The following is a 20,244-nucleotide window of genomic DNA, read 5'->3' on the forward strand; positions in this document are numbered from 1 at the left end:
AATTAATGTATCAGTGAAGAGATTGCCAGACGAAAGACAGGGATGCCGACCTGGAATGTGTCGCCTTGATGATCAATCATCTGGTAGTGGCCTTCCATTGTCCCCAGCGGGGTTTCCAGCACGGTGCCGCTGGTATATTGAAATTCCTCGCCGGGGGGGATCAGCGGTTGTTCACCGACCACGCCCTCGCCCTGAACTTCCGTTTGACGCCCATTGGCATTGGTAATGAGCCAGTAGCGGCCAAGCAAACGCACCGGATGCCGCCCCAGATTGCGGACAGTGATCGTATAGGCAAAGACAAAACGCTCTTCATCCGGCTGTGACTGTGACTCGACGTAGAAACTTTGAACCTGTACACAAACACGGGGCTCATTAATCATCACAACGACTCCAGTTATTCCTGTGTGGCAGGATGCCCGGTCAACCAGTTAGCCAACCGACAATATTGCTCGACAGTGACATTTTCTGCCCGACAGCCCGGATCAACACCCAGTTCAGTCAACTGTTCCGGGGTAAAAAGATTACCCAGACTGTTACGCAGTGTTTTTCTGCGCTGGATAAAAGCTTCTGTCGTGAGCCGGCTTAATACACGAATATCTTTTACCGGATAAGGAACCTCGTCATGAGGCACCAGACGCACCACGGCGGAATCCACTTTGGGGGCTGGCTTGAACGCGGTAGGCGGGACTTCCAGCACCGGGATGATCTGACAGTAATACTGCGCCATCACGCTCAGACGACCATAAGCCTTGTTGTTCGGTCCGGCAACCAGACGGTTAACCACTTCTTTCTGCAACATAAAATGCATGTCGCGGATAGACTGAGTATAGCGGAACAGATGGAACATCAATGGCGTCGAAATATTATACGGTAAATTGCCGAATACGCGCAGCGGTTGTCCGGCTTGCTCTGCCAGATCTGAAAAATCGATCGTCATCGCGTCCTGCTGAATAATGGTCAGCTTATTTTGCAGCGTCGGATGCGTTTCCAGCCGGGCCGCCAGATCCCGATCCAATTCGATCACCGTAAAACGGTCAATACGTTCGCCAACTGGCGCCGTCAGCGCGCCGAGACCGGGGCCGATCTCCACGATGGCCTCTCCGCGCTGCGGATGAATGGCGGAAACTATACTGTCGATCACGAAATGATCGCTTAAAAAGTTTTGCCCAAAGCGTTTACGGGCGAAGTGACCTTGGTGTACTCGATTATTCATTAATATGTTTTATCATTTTGATGGCAAGATTTAATGCCGTGGTAAAGCTGCCGTGATCGGCGCGGCCCGTGGCGGCAAGCTCAAGCGCCGTGCCATGATCGACTGAGGTGCGGATAAACGGCAGCCCCAGCGTAATATTGACCGCGCGGCCAAAGCCCTGATATTTCAGCACCGGCAGGCCCTGATCGTGATACATCGCCAGTACCGCATCCGCATGTTGCAGATATTTTGGCTGGAAGAGCGTGTCCGCAGGCAGCGGACCAATGAGCGTCATACCCTGTCGGCGCAGTTCGTCCAGCGCGGGGGTAATGATATCTAATTCTTCACGGCCCATGTGACCGCCTTCGCCGGCATGCGGATTCAGGCCGCATACATAAATCCGCGGCTGAGCCAGCCCAAACCTGGCTTGCAGGTCGCGATGCAAAATAGTGATGACTTCATGCAGACTTTGCCGGGTAATCGCGCCTGAAACTTCAGATAACGGCAAATGGGTTGTCGCCAGCGCGACCCGTAATTCTTCCGTCGCCAGCATCATGACAACCCGCTCACAAGCACTGCGTTCGGCGAAAAATTCGGTATGACCGCTAAACGTTATGCCGGTATCGTTAATAATGCCTTTATGCACCGGCCCGGTAACCAGCGCCGCAAATTCGCCGCTCAGACAACCATCGCATGCCCGCGCCAGCGTCTCAATAACGTAGCCGCTGTTGTTGACGTTAAGTTGGCCTGCAATCGCCGTTGCCGGTGTGGTAACCGGCAGGATGGTTAAACTTCCCGCCGCTTGTCTTACGGCAGATTGTGCCGGCTGGTAGTGATGCAAGGTGAGCGGCAAACTTAATTGTAATGCACGGCTTAACAACAGATCAGGATCGGCGCACACCACCAATTCAGCCGGCCATGACTGTTGCGCCAGGGCAATGACCAAATCGGGGCCAATCCCGGCGGGTTCGCCGGGAGTGATCACGATGCGCGGGATATCGCTCTCTGTCTGCATCAGTTTGCGCCATTAATGATTTTCACGTAAGCCGCAGCACGCTGCTCCTGCATCCAGGTTTGCGCTTCTTCGGCGAATTTACGATTAAAGATCATCCGGTATGCCTGTTCTTTTTGGGCCGCATCGGTTTTATCGACCTGGCGGGCATCCAGCAACTGGATCAAATGCCAGCCGAAAGAGGAATGCACCGGTTGACTGATTTCGCCTTTTTGCAGCTTCAACAATGCATCACGAAACGCGGGATCGTACATATCCGGCGATGCCCAGCCAAGATCGCCGCCCTGATTGGCGGAACCGGGATCTTGTGAAAGCTGTTTAGCTTGGTTGGCGAAGTCCGTCGCGCCGCTCTTGATCTGCTGCGCCACCTCTTCCAGTCTGGCCTTGGCCTGGATGTCGGTCATCACCACCGAAGGTCTCAGCAGGATATGACGGACATGCATTTCCGTGACTGACACGGTTTTATCGCTGCCGCGAATATCGTTAACCCGTAGAATATGGAAACCCACGCCTGAGCGGATCGGGCCGATGATCTGACCTTTCTGCGCCTGAGTCAGTCTGTCAGCAAACAGCGTCGGGATTTCCTGCAACTTGCCCCATCCCATTTGTCCGCCTTGCAGCGCCTGAGAGTCAGCGGAGTAGGTGATCGCCAGTTTGCCGAAGTCGGCGCCTTCATTGAGTTGTTTTACCAGTGAATCAGCCAGCGTTTCCGCTTCATCCACCTGCTGCTGGCTGGGATTTTCCGGCAAAGGGAGTAGGATATGGCTCAGGTTTAACTCATCGTCCACACCGGTCTGGTTGGCAATCTGCTTAGACAGCGTATCCACTTCCTGCGGTAAAACCGTGACGCGACGACGAACTTCATTATTGCGAACTTCCGCAATCAGCATCTCTTTGCGGATCTGGTTGCGGTACGTGTTGTAGTTCAGTCCTTCGTAAGCCAACTGGCTTTTTAACTGATCAACCGTCAGCCGGTTCTGCGCCGCAATGTTGGCGATAGACCGCTCCAACTGTTCATCCGTAACTTGAATGCCCATGCGCTGCGCCATTTGCAGAATGATGTTATCCATGATCAGGCGCTCGGTGATTTGATGGCGCAATGTCGCGTCATCCGGCAGTTGTTGTCCTGCCTGTTGAGCATTCAACTTCACCGACTGAAAGAGGCTGTTGACGTCACTTTCCAACACGACGCTGTTATCCACTACCGCCGCGACTTTATCGACCACCTGTGGTGCTGCGAACGCGGTAGAGGCACTCAGCGCCACTCCGAGAATAAGCGTTCTCCAGTTATTCATACCTTTCCCATTATCTCATCCGCAAGGCGGGTTAAAAGTTTCATTGATACAACTGGTCTGTTGCATCCACACCGACGCATACGCGCTGTACGGCTGTCATTCGAAGGCGCGCTGGTAAGGCAAAATACCGGAACGCAGCATCTTCTCAGAACCGAGGCTGTAATTATTGCTCAAACCACGTAATTCGATATTAAACGATACTTTGTTGTCATATTCACTGCTGCGGCTGGTCGAGTTCCAGTCGGTGATTTTACGTTCATAACCGACGCTGACCGCCCAGCAACAGGTATTATATTGCACGCCAACCATCTGGCTGGCAGGCTGATTGGCTTTGGTATCGTAATAATACGCGCCAACAACGGCCCAACGATCGACAATCGGCCAACTGGCCGTCAGGCCTATTTGCGAAATGCCCTGTTGGAAGCCAGGATTCTGTACACTGGGCAACATCGCCTGAATGTACTCTGGGCTGGCGTAGCGATAATTTAATTGCACCAGACGCTCGGCATCTCTGCGGTATTCCAGCACGGCATCACCCAATGCGACTTCGCTCAGGCGGTTATCGTACTGCAAGCCGCCGCGCAGCCCCCAGTTATCATCGATTTTCAGGTAGCTGTCACCAGCCCATACCAGGCTGCCGTTGTCTTTACTTTGATCGAGCGCGGTATTGTTGTCGCCAGTGCGCGGACGATCAAAGTAATAGATTTGACCTATGGAAGCATTAAAACGTTCAACCAGTTCATCATCATAAATACGCGATGTCATCCCGGTCGCCAACTGGTTGGCTGAAGCGATACGATCCAGGCCGCTATAGGTTCGTTCACGGAACAGACCGGAATAGTCGGCTTGCAGCAGCGTCGAATCATAAGTATGGATATTGTTTTGATTGCGGTAAGGCACATACAGATATTGCGCCCGAGGCTCCAGCGTCTGGGTATAGCCTTGCGACCAGTCCATCTCACGTTCGAACACCAGTTTGCCATCGACCTTGTACTGCGGCATGACGCGGTTGACCGACTCTTTCAGCGCGTTTTTATTGGTATCGCTGATGCTGGTATCGGCACGGTAACGATCCAGATTACTCTGCTGATAATGCGTCGCCAGCAGACGAGTTTCCGTCGACAGGCTGCCCCAGCGATTGGCCAGCGGCAAGTTGAGCGCGGGTTCAATATGCAGACGCGTCGCTTCAGGACGGTTCTCGTTAATGTTGGTAAATTTTACCGCCTGGCCATAAAGATGCAGATCAACCGGGCCGATATCATTCTGATAATAATTGATGTCGAATTGCGGTTCGGCCCGGTAGACATCGCGGCTGTTGACGTTGGAAAACACCTGGAATTGTTTGGTGGACAGCGTGGCGTTCCAGTTTTCATTCGCGTAACCCGCGCTGAATTTCTGGGTGACGTAACCATCCGTGGTTGAGCCGTACTGCGAGTCCAGGTCGGTAAAGTAACGATCGTCGCTGACTCTGGTGTAATCGGCGTTAAACCGCCACACCTGATCCATCACACCACTGTGGCCCCAGTGGAACAGCCAGCGTGTGGCGTTATCGTCCTGCGGCGCGACCTTGGCGTATTCATTGTCGCTGGGCAACCAGTCGAACTGAAGGGCGCCCAGACCCGGCGCGGTGAGATAGCGGAACTCGTTTTGCCACTGCATGCCGCGCTTGGTTTGCAGGTGGGGTGTGATCGTCGCATCAAAGTTTGGTGCGATATTCCAGTAGTATGGCGTCAGTAATTCAAAGCCGTTATTGCTGCCGAATTTGGCATTCGGGATCAGGAAACCTGAGCGGCGTTTGTCGCCAATCGGTAATTGCAGGTACGGGCTGTAGAACACGGGAACGTTGCCGATTTTGACGCGTGCGTTCCAGATTTCGGCAATCTGTTCTTCTCTGTCCTGAATGACTTCCGAACCGACGATGCTCCAACTATCATCGCCCGGCAGACAAGAGGTAAAAGAGCCGTTTTCCAAAATGGTATAGCGATTGCCGTCGCGCATTTTCATCTTGTCGGCAGTACCGCGACCCTGACGGCCAACCATCTGATAGTTGCCGTCATAAACATCCGTATCTTTGGTGTTGAGGTTCGACCACGCTTTGGGGCCTTTCAAAATGACCTGATCGTCATCATAGTGCACATTGCCCGTTGCGGTAACGGTACGGGTGGGGTCGGCGCCGGCCGCCTCGATCTGATTAAGCTCCACCTGCTCGGCAGTCAGAACGCTGTTGCCTTGCTGAATGTTGACATTGCCGATGAAGCGGGCGTTAGCGGGGTAATTAGCCTCCGTTTTATCGGCCTGAATATGGACTGGCAATTGATTAGGATCGCCCGTTACCAGCGGTCTGTTGTACGTAGGCACACCCAGCATGCACTGTGCGGCCAGATCAGCCAGCGCATGCTGGCTATAAAGCGCCGACCAAATCAGGGTGGCCAGCAGGGTTGGGAAGCTTTTTTTCATACGCGGTATCAGGTGTTCCGTCATCAGAGGCGTCATGCCGGCAAACGGTCAGAGACTATATCACTCGTCAGCGTTGCGCTAGTGTTAAATCCCCACAGCTTTATACGCACTGCCGTTAGGTTCAAAGATAAATGACGGGTATGATAAAGCAATTTTTGGCCGACGGCATGAGGATTTGATGAGTATATGCGGTATTGGGGAAAGTTGCTGGGGCTTGCGCTGGGAATTATGTCGAGCGGCGGCATCTGGGGAATGATTATGGGATTGCTGATGGGGCATCTGGTCGACAAGGCCAGGGCATCGCGTCGGCGTGACTTTTTTTCCGCCCAATCCACCCGTCAGTCGCTATTCTTCCTCACGACGTTTCAGGCGATGGGACACCTTACCAAGTCCAAGGGCCGGGTAACGGAAGCCGATATTCAGATTGCGACCAGAATGATGGATCGTCTGGAATTGTTTGGCGAAGCGCGAAATGCGGCTCAGCAGGCATTCCGTGAAGGAAAGGCCAGCCATTTCCCTTTGCGCATCAAATTACGCAAGCTGCGCGATGCCTGCCTTGGCCGTTTTGATTTGATTAAGATGTTTCTGGAAATTCAACTGCAAGTGGCGTTTGTCAATGGCGTGTTGCACCCGAACGAAAGGCGCGTGTTGTATGTGATTGCCGATGAACTGGGCGTGACCCGCGAGCAATTCGAGTTTTTCCTGCGCAACATGGAAAGTAACGCCAGTCAGTCCAGACAAGGCGGGGCGAAACAGGGTAATAAATCCTATCAGCGTCGTAGTCATCAGTCATCCGGCGGACACTCTTATGGCGATCAGCGGCCTTTTACGGCGCCACGCGGACCAACGCTGGAGAGCGCCTGCCGCACGCTTGGCGTACGTAGCGGCGATGACGCGGCGACCATTAAACGGGCTTACCGCAAACTGATGAGTGAACACCATCCCGATAAACTGGTGGCCAAAGGGTTATCGCCACGGATGATGGATATGGCCAAGCGGAAAGCGCAGGATATTCAGGCCGCTTATGAGCTACTGAAAAGTAAGAATCATGTGAAATAAGGTCATCTATTCTTGCTCGCCTTTGATTTTCCTGCCTGTAATTTTTCTCTTCTATCACTGCGCGTTAGTTTTTTCATTATGGCGTCGCAGCCAATCAACTAATCTTCAAATTAACTGGTCTTCAAAAATCCGCTTCACAACGAAAGTGCATCGGCGTGTTGAATTCAGGATGGGTGATGGCGAGCTCTTGCGCGTGCAGCAGCAGGCGCGGCGCCAGCGCTTTTGCCTGTGGATGCGCGTAAAAACCATCGCCAAGAATGGGGTGGCCGAGCGCCAGCAGATGAACCCGGAGTTGGTGGGAACGGCCTGTTTTCGGCATCAGCCTGACTCTGGTGGTGTTATCGCTATCGCGGGACAACACCTGATATTCGGTCTGCGCGGGTTTACCCTGTTCAAAACAGACTTTCTGTTTTGGGCGGTTCGGCCAGTCACAAATCAATGGCAGATCGATAAGCCCTTCATCGTGTTCCATCCATCCCCACACGTGGGCCAGATAGGATTTTTTCGGCTCCCGTTCGCGGAACTGCCGCTTCAACTCCCGTTCCGCCGCCTTTGTCAGCGCCACGACAATCACTCCGCTGGTCGCCATATCCAGACGGTGTACGCACTGCGCCGCAGGATAATCGGCCTGAATACGACTCATCACGCTGTCGTGGTGTTCCGGCGCGCGACCGGGAACAGACAGCAAGCCGCTGGGCTTATTTACCACCATAATATGTTGATCCTGATACAGAATATGTAACCAGGGATCGGTCGGGGGATGGTAAGGTTCCATCTATCGCGCCTTTTTCAGACTCTACCGCTAACGGCCCCGGCCTGCTGAAAAGGAGAAGGCCGGGAGGGATAAATACGACTACTGATGCGTGACGACTACCAGACGAATGGCATCCAACCGCCAATTTGCTTGATGCAGATTGCTCAGCACCTGCTCACGCTGCGTTTCCAATGCTTGCAGTTCATCATCACGAATATTCGGGTTGACGGCCTTCAACGCTTCCAGACGTTCCAGTTCGCGACGCAACTGTTGATCAGCCTGATGTTGCGCATCGGCAATCAACTGACTCGCCTGTTCTTCGACCAGCGATTCGGCCTGTTGCAGCATGGCGTGGACATCCGCCTGCACCGCATTCACCAGCTTGCTGGAAGTATGGCGGTTGACGGCGTTTAGCTGCCGGTTGAAGCTCTCGAATTCAACCTGTGCGGCGAGGTTGACGCCTTTGCGATCCATCAGCAAACGAACCGGGGTCGGCGGCAGAAAACGCGTCAGTTGCAGATGTTTCGGCGCTTGCGCTTCCACCACATAAATCAGTTCAGCCAGCAGCGTGCCTACCGGCAGGGCTTTGTTTTTCAGCAGCGATACGGCGCAACTGCCGATATCGCCGGACAGAATCAGGTCAAGACCATTACGGATAAGCGGATGTTCCCAACTAATAAACTGGGCGTCTTCACGGGACAGAGCCTGCTCGCGATCAAACGTGATGGTGCAGCCGTCCTGCGATAACCCAGGAAAATCCGGCACCAGCATATGATCGGATGGCGTCAGCACAATCAGATTATCACTGCGATCTTCCTGATTAATACCCACGATATCAAACAGGTTCAGAGCAAATGTCACCAGATTGACATCATTATCCTGCTCGGCGATGCCCTGCGCCAGCATCTGGGCCTGTTCGCCGCCGTTGGAGTGCATTTCCAGCAAACGGTCTCGCCCTTGCTCAAGCTGTTGTTTTAATTGCTCATGCTGTTGTCGACAGGTATGGATGAACGCATCCAGATCCTGTTGTTCGTCGGGCGTCTGCAATCGATCGATCAGTTGCGTATAGTGGGCGTCATAGATGGTGCGTCCGGTCGGGCAGGTGTGTTCAAACGCATCCAGCCCTTCGTGATACCAGCGCACCAGTATGGCTTGCGCGGTGTTCTCCAGATACGGGATCAGGATCTGAATCTGCTGCGACTGACCAATACGATCCAGACGACCGATCCGCTGTTCCAGCAGATCCGGATTGAACGGCAGATCAAACATGATCAAGTGGCTGGCAAACTGGAAGTTACGCCCTTCGGAACCGATCTCGGAACAGATCAGAACCTGAGCGCCATCTTCCTCGGAGGCGAAATAGGCGGCGGCGCGATCGCGTTCAAGGATGGATAGCCCTTCGTGGAAAACCGCGGCACGGATGGCTTCGCGGGTACGCAGCACCTGCTCCAGTTGCAGGGCGGTGGCGGCCTGCGCGCAGATCACCAACACTTTTTCATCACGATGCGCCGTCAGGTAATTAAGCAGCCACTCCACACGCGGGTCAAAATTCCACCAGGTGGCGTCGTCGCCTTCCAACTGCTGATAAATCTGCTCCGGGTACAGCATATCGCGCGCGCGGGCTTCGGGCTGTTTGCCGGCCCCCATGATGCCGGAGACTTTGAGCGCGGTTTGGTACTGTGCCGGTAACGGCAGACGAATCTGGTGCAGAATACGCTGCGGGAAGCCTTTCACCCCCTGACGGGTATTACGGAACAGCACGCGGCTGGTGCCGTGGCGATCCATCAGCATAGTGATCAGTTCCTGACGCGCCCGCAGGTTGTCGTCGCTGTCGCTGTTGATCGCTTTGAGCAGCGGCTCGATATCCTGTTCGCCCAGCAGGTCGCTCAATGCGTTAAGTTCGGCGGTTTGCGCTTTTTCTCCCGCCAGCAGCAGGGTAACCGCATCGGCAACCGGGCGGTATTGCCGTTGTTCGGCAACGAATTCCTGATAGTTATGAAAGCGGTTGGGATCGAGCAGACGCAGACGGGCAAAGTGACTCTGCTGGCCTAACTGTTCCGGCGTGGCGGTTAGCAGCAGCACGGCGGGGATAATGCGGGCCAACTGTTCCACGGCCTGATACTCAAGGCTTGGGTTATCTTCACTCCATGCCAGATGATGCGCTTCATCCACCACCAGCAGGCCCCAGTTGGCGTTAACCAACTGCTCGAAGCGCTGGGCGTCGCGTTGCACGAAATCGAGCGAACAGATGACCAACTGCTCGGTTTCAAAGGGATTGCTGCTGTCCAGTTTGGCTTCTGCGTAGCGTTCATCATCAAATAGCGAGAACAGCAGATTAAAGCGTCGCAGCATCTCCACCAGCCACTGATGTTGCAGGGTTTCCGGCACAATGATCAACACTCTTTCCGCACGGCCGGCAAGCAACTGCTGGTGGATGATCATCCCGGCTTCAATGGTTTTGCCCAGACCGACTTCATCCGCCAACAGCACGCGCGGCGCATGGCGCTGTCCCACTTCGTAGGCAATGTGCAACTGATGAGGGATCAGGCTGGCGCGCATGCCGCGCAGACCTCCCCATTGCTGCCGCGCCTGTTCATTCTGATGCTTACGGGCGCGATAACGCAGGGCAAAGCGATCCATCCGGTCAATCTGACCGGCGAATAACCGATCTTGTGGTTTATTGAAGGTCAGCTTGCTATCCAGCAGGACTTCACGTAATTCCGTTGGTGATTCATTGTCCAGACGTAGACCGCAGTACACCAGCAGACCTTTTTCTTCGCGCACGTCCTCAACTTTCATCTGCCAGCCTTCATGACTGGTCACCGTATCACCGGGGTTGAATATCACGCGCGTGATGGGCGCATCGCTGCGGGAATAAAGCCGGTTTTCACCGCTGGCCGGAAATAGCAGTGTTATCATCCGTTTATCGATGGCAACCACCGTACCTAATCCCAGTTCGCTTTCCGTATCGCTGATCCAGCGTTGACCAAGTGTAAAAGGCATAAATTGTTAGCTCGATTTTTGTCTGTGTCGGGAGAGTGTTACGTCGTGTTTGCAGAAAGGGCGCTATGGTAATGGAAGGCGGCGCATTCGTCACCTGCTCATACGTCCTGGGCGGACGGCGGTAATTAAAATAATCCCATCTGGCCGGTAACCAGTGTAGCAAAATCGTCATGCAGGAAAGGAAGAATCGCATCGGCGACGGGTTGTAACTGACGCTCGACATAATGCTGATAATCCAGCGGCGAATGCCGAGTTTCCAACGGTTCCGGCCCATTGATGGTAATGACGTAATTGATCCAGCCGCCGTTCTGGTATTGCAACGGTCTACCCTGTTGCCGGTTATAGTCATCGGCGATTTTGGCGGCCCGGGCATGTGGCGGGACATTGCGTTGATAATCATCTAGACGACGGCGTAGCCGCTTGCGGTAGATCAGCAGGTCATCAAACCCGCCGTTGAGGGTTTTGCTCACGTACTCGCGCAGCCACGCCTGATAAGGTTTTTGCTGGAAAATGCGTAAATAAAGTTGCTGCTGGAATTGCTGGGCCAGCGGCGTCCAGTCGGTGCGCACCGTTTCCAGACCTTTAAACACCATTTTTTCGCCTTGCGGCGTGGCGATCATCCCCGCGTAACGTTTTTTACTGCCTTGTTCCGCGCCACGAATGGTCGGCATCAGGAAACGACAGAAATGGATTTCGAATTCCAGTTCCAGCGCGCTGGTCAACCGTTGGGTTTGTTGTAAATGCTCCCGCCACCAATGATTAACGTGCCGCACCAGCGCATTGCCAATTTGCGCCGCTTCTTCTTCTGTATGAGCGCGTTTAAGCCACACGAAGGTGGAATCCGTATCGCCATAAATAACCTCATAACCCTGTTCTTCAATCAGTTCACGGGTTTTACGCATGATGTCGTGACCACGCAGCGTAATGGATGAAGCGAGGCGCGGATCAAAAAAACGGCAACCGGCGGCGCCCAGCACGCCGTAAAAAGCATTCATGATGATTTTCAACGCCTGCGACAGCGGTTTATTGTTGGCGCGTTTGGCGGCTTCGCGCCCTTGCCAGATCTGATCGACAATGGCGGGCAGACAGTGGGTCGCGCGGGAGAACCAGGCGCCGCGATACCCAGCGACGGCGTGTTGTTCATCCGGGTGTTGCATCCCGACGGCGAGCCCCACCGGATCGATAAGGAAGGTGCGGATGATCGAGGGATACAAACTTTTATAATCGAGCACCAGCACCGAATCATACAAGCCGGGGCGCGAGTCCATGACAAACCCGCCGGGACTGGCCTCCAGCGCGACCTCTCCCAAATTCGGCGCGATGTAGCCAACCCGATGCATGCGCGGCAGATAGAGATGGGTAAAGGCGGCGACGGAGCCTCCGCTGCGATCGGCGGCCAGACCTGTCACGTTGGCGCGTTCCAGCAGGAAAGGCAGTAATTCGGTTTTTGCGAAGATGCGGGTGACCAGTTGGCAGTCTTGCAGGTTATAGCGGGCGAGGGCGGGTTTGTCTTCGGCAAAACGGCGATCGATTTCATCCATGCGTTGGTAAGGCGTATCAATGGCTTTCCCTTCTCCCAGCAATGTTTGGGCGACAAACTCCAGACTGAACGATGCAAAGTTCCAGGTGGCGGATTTCAGGGCTTCAATGCCATCAATAATCAACCGACCCGCGGCGGCGGCAAAGAAGTGTCCTTGTTTGAAACCGTGTTCGCGCCATTCCAGTTCGCTGCCGTTGCGACCCAAACGCAGCGGAATACGATAACGTTCGGCGTGTTTTTGTAATACGCGCAGATCAAACTGCACCAGATTCCAGCCGATAATGGCGTCGGGATCGTGCTGTTGCAGCCAGTAATTCAACTTTTCCAGCAATTGGGGCCGACTTGCGACGTATTCCAGCGTGAAATCATCCGCATCGACGGAATTGCCGTTCGCCGGACCGAGCATGTAAACCTGACGCTGCCCACAGCCTTCCAGCCCGATGCAATACAGTTCGCCGTGACGGTTGGTTTCGATATCCAGCGAAACCAGCTTCAGGTTGGGACGATAGTCGGCATTCGGCTTCATGCGAACCTGCGTCAGCAGGCCGGACGACGCGGTTTCGCCGTGGAACCATACTGGCGCGGTAATAAAACGTTCCATGAGAAAGCGATCAGGCGGACGAATATCGGCTTCGTAGATCTGAACGCCGCCTTCCCGTAGTCGTTTTTCCAACCGCAGCAACTGGCGATATTGAGGGCAATAGAGTCCCAGCAGCGATTGATGATGGAAATCCTGCAACGCCAGCGGACGCAGTTGCCAGTGCTTCTCCTGACTTAAGACTACGCGGGCCAGCGATGCTTGTGAGGCGGGAATGAACGCTACCGCCTGTTGGACAGGGAGACGCGCCAGTACGGGGCCGTCATCGCTAGCCAGCCAGAATTCCACCTGTATCCCGGCAGGTGTGTCGTGCCAGTGGCGGGTAAGCAGAAAACCCTGACGAGTCTGCGTCACGAAAGCGGCCTTTTCATTCAACGAAGGTAGTATTAATGGTCAGTCATAACCGATGAAGATCAGAGATAAGAATGGTTATTTATACAGCTAATGTCCAGGTGTTTACCGACTTAGCCACGGGGAAATCACAAAAGCTATCGCCACAGTGCGCACTGTTGTGGTGCATTAAGTCTTATCAGACGTGGCGACTACCCGGTTGCGCCCTCCCTGCTTGGCTTCATACAATGCTTGATCCGCTTCTTTAAACGCCTGTTCGATGGTTGTCGCATTGATTTTCGGCGACCATTGCGCCACACCAAGGGAAATGGTGATATTGCCGACGATCGGAATAGTGGTTTCCTGTACGCGTTGCCGTAGCCGCTCGGCAATATTAATCGCGACTTCCAGCGGGGTTTCAGGCAACAGTATCAGAAACTCTTCTCCGCCGTTGCGACATAAAATATCGGTATCACGCGAGGTGGCGCGAATCAATTGCGCGAGCGCGTTAATCGCCTCGTCGCCCACGTCGTGTCCGTGGGTGTCGTTAATACGTTTGAAATAGTCAATATCCAGCGAAATGATGGAAAAGTTTTTTTGTCCCAACAGCCAATAGCGCAGAACATTCTCCAGACCCCGGCGGTTAAGCAGGCCGGTCATGGGATCCGAGTGCGCCTCTGTACGTAGCCTACCGATCTTTCGTTGCAACAAATCAATGCCCAGCAGCATCGCCTGCTTGAGTTGCGTGGCTTCGAAATACCATGAATGAATTTTCCTGATGTCATCAGAAACATTCAATGCGTCCATTTTGTTAGCGCTGCGGGCCAGCAACCAGAGCGGCTGAGCGATTAACCAGGCAAGTATCCAGACACAAAGTATCGTCAGAACGGCCAGCGGTAAGGTATAGCGCAAGACATTAAGCATCAGACTGTCTAGTGGTTTCAATGTCGCGGCTGTCGGACGCAAGGCGATGATTGTCCACTGCGACGTCGGCTCAAAGGCATATCCCGCCAGCATCTTTTGACCCGCAAGATTGAGTGTCTGCCGGCTGCCGTTACTCTCACTGTTGAGTTGGTGGGGGCTGGGCTTCAGAGGATTGATCCCATCTTGCCAATACGGTTGGTATCTTTGTGATAGAGAATCTGACCATCCTGATCGGTGACATAGATGTAGGAGCCGTCGCGGTAGTAATGTTCATCAAGCAACGCACTGAGAATGTTGGGCTTTTTCAGATAGATGGAACCGGCGATAAACCCTTTGTAACGACCGTCACGGGTAAATATGGGTACGGATATCAGCACGATGAAATTATTGGCTGAGGAAACAAAAGGCTGACTGATAAGCGGCTGTTTTTTTGCAACGCTTCCATTGTACCGGGCGTGGAGAGCTTCTTCCCCATCAGTTGAAAGGTATCGGGCGTGACCGCCTGTACAACGCCTTGCTCATCGACAATGGCGACAGAGTCGAAATTGTTCGTCTGTAACCGAATGCGATCCACTTCATTACTCAGACTAATGCTGTCATCCATCTGTGACGAAACCCTGTTGGCGCTATAGGTTAACTGCTGTAGCGAGGATTTAAAAAAGATCGCCGTCATGGAGGCCAGTTTAGTGGCGTACACCTGATTGGCTTCGAGGGTGTTATCAACCAGAAGCTGACGCTGTACGCGGTAACTGGCATAAAAACTGTTAGCCAGCGTGACCAACGCGCTCATGATTGCCAGCAGTATGATTAGGCGTCTTAATCCGAAGTTATTGAAAAGTTTAAATAGCATAGTGGATTGGCAGGCGCGGTAAGGAAAACGGCCCACATCATAAGTGTTGAGGTAGGGACTGTAAAATTATTGTCGTAAAAATGAGCGTTTGAAAAATTATTTTTTTCCGCCGCATTTCGCATAGAGATCGCCATATCTACTCCGTTATCCAAACATCTAATGACTATTCTTTTTATAGCATAAAACATCGTGAAATTTGATATCGCAGGAATAATAACTGAAAAATAGTTTCCAACGATAAAAAAGAAGGCGGGGGATAGACCTCATAATAGTTATAAAAATAACAGCGGTTTATTTCCAGCCAGATACTGATTTGCTTAAAGAAACTGCCCGTAACGGTGCGCGCACTTTTTAAAAGCAACAGCGAAACGTTTTGGTGCATTCTGGTTCATTATCTCTTTCTCCTATGATTGCTTCTCTGATAATAAATTCATTTTTTTATTTGTTATTAATTAATTAATAACAAATTTTATGTTCTGGCATATTTATTGCTGATTTGAATTCCGTCAGCAGGATATATCCCTGCGGCATTTTCAGACTCGCATTGTCAGGCAGGACGGTTGTATTCCACTACTGGAATTGGAATCTCTCATTATCAAAGAGGCGATCATGAATAACAAATTTGTCAGAATTACATTAGCGGCAGCATTGGTTTCTTCAGCGGTTAGCGCCACAAGCGTGATGGCGGCGGAAGTGAAAATTGGCGTGGTTTTACCGTTGAGCGGACCGCTGAGCGGTTATGGACAGCCTTCTCAAAAAGGCGTTGAGTTGGTGAACAGCATGGAGCCAACATTAAAGAATGGCGATACGATCAAACTGGTCATCATTGATGACAAGAGTGATAAGGTTGAAGCGGCGAACGCCATGCAGCGTCTGGTTTCCAGCGACAAAGTGGACGCCGTCATCGGCGAAGTCACTTCCACCAATACGCTGGCGATGACCAAAATCGCCGAAGATACCAAAACGCCGCTGGTATCGCCGACTGCGACCAACGACCGGGTAACCCGCAATCGTCAATATGTCAGCCGTGTTTGCTTTTCCGATAGTTTTCAAGGCATTGTCGGCGCTAACCTGGCTTCCAGAGACTTAGGCGCAAAAACGGCCGCCATCATGTTCGACAGCAGTAATGACTATTCTGTCGGTCTGGCAAGAGCTTTCCGCAATCAATTCCTCAAAAACGGCGGCACCATCCCGATTGAAGTTCAGGCGCCTGGCGGCAGCAAAGACTTTAAAGCTCAGCTTTCCTCCATCAAGGCTAAAAATGTCGACATGATTTATATGCCGATCTACTACACCGAAGGGGCGTTGATTGCGGTGCAGGCGAAACAACTGGGATTGAAAGTGCCGGTTGTCGGCGGCGATGGTCTGGCGGCCGACCCGGTATTCTTCAAACTGGGACAGGATGCGGTGGAAGGTTACATGACGACGGATTACTACTCGCCGAATGCCAAAGAGCAGACGCCGGAAGGTGAGAAATTCATCAAGGCATGGGAAGAGAAATATAAAGAGCCGACGCATACCTGGGGCGCGATGACCGGCGATGCTTACAAAATGATCGTGAATGCCATGAATCAATGCAGCGATCCTAAAGATCGGGTATGCGTGAATGAAAAAATTCGCGCCACCACGGATTTTTCCGGCATTACCGGGACGCTGACATTAAAGGATGGGGATGCAATCCGCAGCGCCGTCATTAATGAAGTCAAAGACGGACAATTAGCCTTTAAAACCGTTGTTAATCCATAAGGCAAATAAGGATTGAATGATGGATGCTGCCATTTTCTTCCAGCAAGTGGTAAACGGCATGAGTCTGGGGAGTATGTATGCGCTGATCGCCATTGGCTACACCATGGTGTACGGCGTATTACGACTCATCAACTTTGCCCATGCCGATATTATGATGGTCGGGGCGTTTCTTGCCCTGTTTGGATCAACGACATTCGAGCTGCCTTTCGGGGCAGCTATTTTATTCGCGGTTCTCTTTTCTGCGTTATTGGGCGTGTGCATCGATCAGATTGCCTATCGTCCATTACGTCAGGCTTCTAAAATCTCCATGCTGATTACCGCGATTGGCGTGAGCTTTTTTTTAGAGAATCTGTTTAACGTTATCTTTGGCGGCAGTCCGCGTTACTTTGCGTCACCGGCGTTCTTTAATGAGACGGTAACTTTCGGCGGCATTATTATTACCAACGTCGCCTGGCTGGTGCCACTGGTCACGCTGACGTTGCTGGCGGGTATTCTCTTTATTCTCTATCGCACCCGACAAGGAATGGCGATCCGCGCCGTGGCATTTGACGTAAATACCGTTTGCTTAATGGGTATTGACGCCAATCATATTATCGCCTTCGTCTTCGCGCTCGGCAGTTCTCTGGCTGCGCTGGGCGGTATTTTTTACGCCACCAGCTACCCGACGATCGATCCGCTGATGGGCGTGTTAATCGGGCTTAAAGCGTTTGCCGCGGCGATATTGGGGGGCATCGGCAGCGTCACGGGCGCGGTGATTGGCGGCTTTATTCTCGGTTTTACCGAAGTGGTGGCCGTCGCGGTATTCCCTGAGCTCGGCGGTTATAAGGATGCGTTCGCATTTATGTTCCTGATTTTGGTTCTGTTATTCAGACCGGTAGGCATTATGGGTGATGAAAGACTGGAAAGGAGCCGTTTCTGATGAGAATGCCCACAAATTCATTTTCGCTGCTAACCGGTTATGTGGCGCTATTTGCGGTTACCTTGCTGGCGCTATTTATTTTGCAGTCATCATTAAATGACTACGTCATTCGAATTATCTGCAATGTTTTCATTTTTATGATTCTGGCGGTGAGCTATAACCTGATTAATGGCGTTACCGGACAATTATCCTTGGAGCCTAACGGTTTTGTGGCGATTGGCGCTTACATCACCGCCATTTTGTTATTGAGCGCGGATACCAAACTGGAAATGTATGAGATGGCGTCGCCCAGTGCTCTGGTGCTGGCCTTGCATACCGCTTTCCTGCCCGCATTGATTATCAGCGGTGTCTGTGCCGCGATAGTGGCGGTCTGTCTGGCATTTCCGGTATTCCGGGTACGGGGGGATTATCTGGCCATCGTGACGCTGGGATTCGGATTTATCATCAAAATCCTGGCGATTAATAACCCGCAGATCACCAACGGCGCGATTGGGATAAATGAAATTCCGCAGGCAAGTAATATGCTGTACTGGTGCGGTTTTATCGCGTTGATTGCCGTGGTGTTTATTCTGCAAATCGTCTATTCGAAATATGGCCGGGCCATGAAAGCGGTGCGCGATGATGAGGACGCGGCCATTGCGATGGGGATTAATACTTTCAAAATCAAAACCTACGCGTTTGCCACCAGCGCTTTTTTTGAAGGTATTGGCGGTGGGTTATTAGCGTCTCTGCTGACCATTATTTCGCCGGATCTGTTTGATTTCATGCTGACGTTCCAATTGCTCATCATTATCGTTCTGGGCGGATTGGGCAGCACCACTGGCGCGATCCTCGGTACGATTGTGGTGGTCGGCAGCGGAGAATGGTTGCGTTTTCTCGATCAGCCGTTGAATTTATTCGGTCAGGATCTGGGATCTTATCCGGGTTTGCGGATGGTTGTTTTTTCACTGGTTCTGCTGATTATTATGCTATTTGCCCGCGAAGGGTTATTAGGCAAGCAGGAAATTTGGGACGTTAACAGGAAGCGCCGTTATGGAAAATAAAGCGATTCTCAGCGTCGAGAATATCGTCATGCAATTCGGCGGATTACGGGCGATTGACGGCGTCAGTTTTTCTCTCCAGCAGGCGGAAATATTTGGCCTGATCGGGCCGAATGGGGCTGGGAAAACCACCTTATTTAATGTTATCACCTCGAATTACAAACCCACCTCAGGAAAAGTGATGTTGGGGCGGGAAACCATTACCGGTTTGAAACCGAATCAGGTGGTGAACCGTGGTATTGCCCGGACTTTCCAGAATATTCGTTTATTTAATTCCATGACGGTACTGGAAAATGTACTCATTGGATTTGATCGCGCCATTCATTATTCGTTTATTGAGGCCGCGTTGCATATGGGTCGCTTTTTCTCCGCTGAGAAAAAGGCAAAAGCGCAGGCTATGGAAATTCTGGACTATATCGGCATTGCCGAACATGCCGATTCACTGGCGACCAACCTGAGTTATGGCAACCAGCGTAAAGTGGAAATCGCCCGCGCGTTGGCGACGTCGCCGGCATTATTATTGCTGGATGAACCGGCCGCCGGGATGAACCCCAGAGAAACCAATGAACTGGCGCAACTGATTTTTAAAATGCGTAAGGATTATCAGTTAACGGTGTTATTGATTGAGCATGATATGTCATTCGTTAATGCCTTGTGCGAACGCGTGCTGGTTCTGGATTACGGCAAGCCACTGTTCAGTGGCACCACTCATGAGGCAATTAATAATAAAGAGGTGATTGCCGCCTATCTTGGAGATGTGGATTATGCTTAAAGCCAATGATCTACAGGTATTTTATGGATTGATTCAGGGGTTAAAAGGCATCGACATTGAGGTGAACAACAGCGAAATCGTTACGCTGATCGGCAGTAATGGCGCGGGGAAAACCTCAACGTTGAACGGCATTATCAATCTGGTGAAATCGACCGGCAACGTCAATTTCCTGAACGAAGATATTTCCAACAGCCTGACCCATCAAATTGTGCGCAAAGGTCTGGCGTTGGTTCCGGAAGGACGCAAAGTTTTCACCAATTTGACCATTGAAGAAAACCTGCGCATGGGGGCCTACAACAACCCGGTTAATTTCGAGTTCCTGAAAGAGAAAATGTACGCGTTGTTTCCGCGCTTGAAAGAACGGCGCAGCCAGTTGGCCGGTACCATGAGCGGTGGCGAACAGCAAATGCTGGCGATAGCCAGAGCATTAATGAGCGAGCCGGTGTTATTGATGTTGGACGAGCCCAGTCTGGGGTTGGCGCCAAAGATAGTGGGAGAAATGTTTAATATTATTAAACAGTTACAGAAGGAAAATATCACTATTCTGCTTGTTGAGCAAAATGCCACGGCCGCGCTGAAAATCGCTGATCGCGCTTATGTGCTGGAAAACGGCAAGATTGTGCTACAGGGCCAGGCGCAGGATATTCTGGCTAACCCGGAAGTGAAGAAGATGTATTTGGGGGGCTAGATTTTTTCGCTTATTCCCTGCAACTATGTAAAAGGGGATATAGCAATCTGAAAATGACCAGTTGA

The 20,244-nt window shown here is 52.2% G+C and carries 14 protein-coding genes and 1 pseudogene; 6 read left to right on the plus strand and 9 right to left on the minus strand.

Annotated elements, in window-relative coordinates:
* Positions 1–2 precede the first annotated feature (2 nt).
* From apaG to lptD, 5 genes are all read right to left on the minus strand, one after another.
* A complete protein-coding gene (gene apaG, locus DES54_RS04750) occupies positions 3–380 on the minus strand; it encodes a Co2+/Mg2+ efflux facilitator ApaG/CorD (protein ID WP_113865456.1) in 378 nt (125 codons plus the stop codon).
* Between the two features lie 14 nt (positions 381–394).
* Positions 395–1,213 (minus strand): 16S rRNA (adenine(1518)-N(6)/adenine(1519)-N(6))-dimethyltransferase RsmA, encoded by an 819-nt coding sequence (gene rsmA / locus DES54_RS04755; RefSeq protein WP_113865457.1) that lies wholly within the window; start codon positions 1,211–1,213, stop codon positions 395–397.
* Positions 1,206–2,207 (minus strand): 4-hydroxythreonine-4-phosphate dehydrogenase PdxA, encoded by a 1,002-nt coding sequence (gene pdxA / locus DES54_RS04760; RefSeq protein WP_113865458.1) that lies wholly within the window; start codon positions 2,205–2,207, stop codon positions 1,206–1,208. Before pdxA ends, rsmA begins: the two co-directional genes overlap by 8 nt.
* Positions 2,207–3,499: a peptidylprolyl isomerase SurA gene (surA, locus tag DES54_RS04765; protein WP_113865459.1), complete on the minus strand. Its 1,293-nt coding sequence runs from the start codon at positions 3,497–3,499 to the stop codon at positions 2,207–2,209. Before surA ends, pdxA begins: the two co-directional genes overlap by 1 nt.
* 96 nt (positions 3,500–3,595) lie before the next feature.
* Positions 3,596–5,992, minus strand: a complete 2,397-nt coding sequence (gene lptD / locus DES54_RS04770; RefSeq protein WP_205680177.1) for an LPS assembly protein LptD — start codon at positions 5,990–5,992, stop codon at positions 3,596–3,598.
* 150 nt (positions 5,993–6,142) lie between these two features.
* Between lptD and djlA the strand changes: the two genes are divergently transcribed.
* Positions 6,143–7,015 (plus strand): co-chaperone DjlA, encoded by an 873-nt coding sequence (gene djlA / locus DES54_RS04775; RefSeq protein WP_113865460.1) that lies wholly within the window; start codon positions 6,143–6,145, stop codon positions 7,013–7,015.
* Positions 7,016–7,136: 121 nt separating this feature from the next.
* On the opposite strand, the gene rluA is transcribed toward djlA, so the two are convergent.
* The 4 genes and pseudogenes from rluA to DES54_RS04795 all read right to left on the minus strand — a co-directional run bounded on the left by rluA (position 7,137) and on the right by DES54_RS04795 (position 15,014).
* Positions 7,137–7,790, minus strand: a complete 654-nt coding sequence (gene rluA / locus DES54_RS04780; RefSeq protein WP_113865461.1) for a bifunctional tRNA pseudouridine(32) synthase/23S rRNA pseudouridine(746) synthase RluA — start codon at positions 7,788–7,790, stop codon at positions 7,137–7,139.
* 78 nt (positions 7,791–7,868) lie between these two features.
* Positions 7,869–10,772 (minus strand): RNA polymerase-associated protein RapA, encoded by a 2,904-nt coding sequence (gene rapA / locus DES54_RS04785; protein WP_113865462.1) that lies wholly within the window; start codon positions 10,770–10,772, stop codon positions 7,869–7,871.
* Positions 10,773–10,897: 125 nt separating this feature from the next.
* The gene (locus DES54_RS04790) at positions 10,898–13,264 is read right to left on the minus strand and encodes a DNA polymerase II (protein ID WP_113865463.1); all 2,367 of its coding nucleotides are present in this window, start codon (positions 13,262–13,264) and stop codon (positions 10,898–10,900) included.
* A 165-nt stretch (positions 13,265–13,429) separates the two neighbouring features.
* Positions 13,430–15,014 (minus strand): annotated as a pseudogene (locus tag DES54_RS04795) (sensor domain-containing diguanylate cyclase).
* A 609-nt stretch (positions 15,015–15,623) separates the two neighbouring features.
* Between DES54_RS04795 and DES54_RS04805 the strand changes: the two are divergent.
* From DES54_RS04805 to DES54_RS04825, 5 genes are read left to right on the plus strand one after another with little or no spacing between them, the layout of a single operon-like run.
* Positions 15,624–16,760: an ABC transporter substrate-binding protein gene (locus DES54_RS04805; protein WP_113865519.1), complete on the plus strand. Its 1,137-nt coding sequence runs from the start codon at positions 15,624–15,626 to the stop codon at positions 16,758–16,760.
* Positions 16,761–16,779: 19 nt separating this feature from the next.
* Positions 16,780–17,679, plus strand: a complete 900-nt coding sequence (locus tag DES54_RS04810; protein WP_113865465.1) for a branched-chain amino acid ABC transporter permease — start codon at positions 16,780–16,782, stop codon at positions 17,677–17,679.
* Complete coding sequence (locus tag DES54_RS04815; RefSeq protein ID WP_113865466.1) at positions 17,679–18,722, plus strand: branched-chain amino acid ABC transporter permease; 1,044 nt, start codon at positions 17,679–17,681, stop codon at positions 18,720–18,722. Before DES54_RS04810 ends, DES54_RS04815 begins: the two co-directional genes overlap by 1 nt.
* Positions 18,712–19,491 carry an ABC transporter ATP-binding protein gene (locus DES54_RS04820; protein WP_113865467.1) on the plus strand — a complete coding sequence of 260 codons (780 nt, stop codon included), beginning with the start codon at positions 18,712–18,714 and terminating at the stop codon, positions 19,489–19,491. Before DES54_RS04815 ends, DES54_RS04820 begins: the two co-directional genes overlap by 11 nt.
* A complete protein-coding gene (locus DES54_RS04825) occupies positions 19,484–20,179 on the plus strand; it encodes an ABC transporter ATP-binding protein (RefSeq protein WP_113865468.1) in 696 nt (231 codons plus the stop codon). The genes DES54_RS04820 and DES54_RS04825 overlap by 8 nt, the downstream gene beginning before the upstream one ends.
* Positions 20,180–20,244: the final 65 nt, after the last annotated feature.

The organism is Brenneria salicis ATCC 15712 = DSM 30166 (genome assembly GCF_003315515.1).
Classification (GTDB): Bacteria; Pseudomonadota; Gammaproteobacteria; order Enterobacterales; family Enterobacteriaceae; genus Brenneria; species Brenneria salicis.

Bases quoted from the DNA above. Each gene is read 5' to 3' on its own strand.
- rluA (WP_113865461.1), bottom strand. From the start codon at position 7,790: ATGGAACCTTACCATCCCCCGACCGATCCCTGGTTACATATTCTGTAT.
- rsmA (WP_113865457.1), bottom strand. From the start codon at position 1,213: ATGAATAATCGAGTACACCAAGGTCACTTCGCCCGTAAACGCTTTGGG.
- DES54_RS04810 (WP_113865465.1), top strand. From the start codon at position 16,780: ATGGATGCTGCCATTTTCTTCCAGCAAGTGGTAAACGGCATGAGTCTG.
- djlA (WP_113865460.1), top strand. From the start codon at position 6,143: ATGCGGTATTGGGGAAAGTTGCTGGGGCTTGCGCTGGGAATTATGTCG.
- pdxA (WP_113865458.1), bottom strand. From the start codon at position 2,207: ATGCAGACAGAGAGCGATATCCCGCGCATCGTGATCACTCCCGGCGAA.
- rapA (WP_113865462.1), bottom strand. From the start codon at position 10,772: ATGCCTTTTACACTTGGTCAACGCTGGATCAGCGATACGGAAAGCGAA.
- DES54_RS04820 (WP_113865467.1), top strand. From the start codon at position 18,712: ATGGAAAATAAAGCGATTCTCAGCGTCGAGAATATCGTCATGCAATTC.
- apaG (WP_113865456.1), bottom strand. From the start codon at position 380: ATGATTAATGAGCCCCGTGTTTGTGTACAGGTTCAAAGTTTCTACGTC.
- surA (WP_113865459.1), bottom strand. From the start codon at position 3,499: ATGAATAACTGGAGAACGCTTATTCTCGGAGTGGCGCTGAGTGCCTCT.
- DES54_RS04815 (WP_113865466.1), top strand. From the start codon at position 17,679: ATGAGAATGCCCACAAATTCATTTTCGCTGCTAACCGGTTATGTGGCG.
- DES54_RS04805 (WP_113865519.1), top strand. From the start codon at position 15,624: ATGAATAACAAATTTGTCAGAATTACATTAGCGGCAGCATTGGTTTCT.
- DES54_RS04825 (WP_113865468.1), top strand. From the start codon at position 19,484: ATGCTTAAAGCCAATGATCTACAGGTATTTTATGGATTGATTCAGGGG.
- lptD (WP_205680177.1), bottom strand. From the start codon at position 5,992: ATGACGCCTCTGATGACGGAACACCTGATACCGCGTATGAAAAAAAGC.